This window comes from Staphylococcus sp. EG-SA-2 (assembly GCF_017152085.1).
Window position 1 is genome coordinate 1 of the sequence record NZ_JACYHC010001011.1, and the last position, 822, is coordinate 822.

The 822-nt window shown below is 31.9% G+C and carries 1 pseudogene; it reads right to left on the reverse strand.

Annotated features, from left to right (window positions below):
• Positions 1–822 (reverse strand): annotated as a pseudogene (gene lip1 / locus IDG60_RS27800) (YSIRK domain-containing triacylglycerol lipase Lip1); the annotation flags it as partial.

The following is an 822-nucleotide window of genomic DNA, read 5'->3' on the forward strand; positions in this document are numbered from 1 at the left end:
CTTTGTAACCATTTTCTTCTAAATCTTGGCGAATGTTCATTTTATTACCGCCCCAATAATGAGCTAACACTGAAGGATTAATATCATCTGTAAACCCATTGAAACCATGCACTAAAACGATAGGATCTTGATTTTTATACTGCCCTTGTTTGGCAACTTTATTCGTTTGATCATCTTTCGCTTTTGCAGTAAGTTCCTTTGTCCCCTTATTCGGTAACGTGGCTACTGCACTACTTTTTAATAAATTTAATCCATTTTTCTTGTCATTGTCTTTTGTTGGTTCTACTGGTGATTTTTGATTGTTTTTTAAATCTGAAACTGATAGTGTTTTTTCGTCTTTTTGAGGTTTCACTTCTTGTTCATTGTTAAAATTGTGGTTAGTAATTTTATCATTCGCTTGATTATTTTGTTGTGGTTGTACTTTCTCTATTTCTGTCTCATTAACAATTTCTCGTTGACTTGTTTGATCTGACTTATTTAATGATGGTGCTTCTTTTGTTAAACTTTGTGAAGGTAGATTGTTATTAGCGTTTGAATCTTGACTATTATCTACCTCTTTTGACTGTTGCTGTGACGCCACTTTACTTTGTTTGCCATCATTAATAGCCTGTTCTAACCCTTGATTTACATCGCTAGGATTAGCATTGTTATTTTTTGTTGTATCACGTTGAATATTTTTATTATTAAGCGATGAATTTTTATCATCCTTTAGTTGATCTTTATTCAAATCATCTGTTTTACGATGATTTTCTTCTGATATTGTTTTATCATTATGCAAGTTCTTAGTTAAATTTTCAGTATGTTGCTGTTCGTCAACACCGT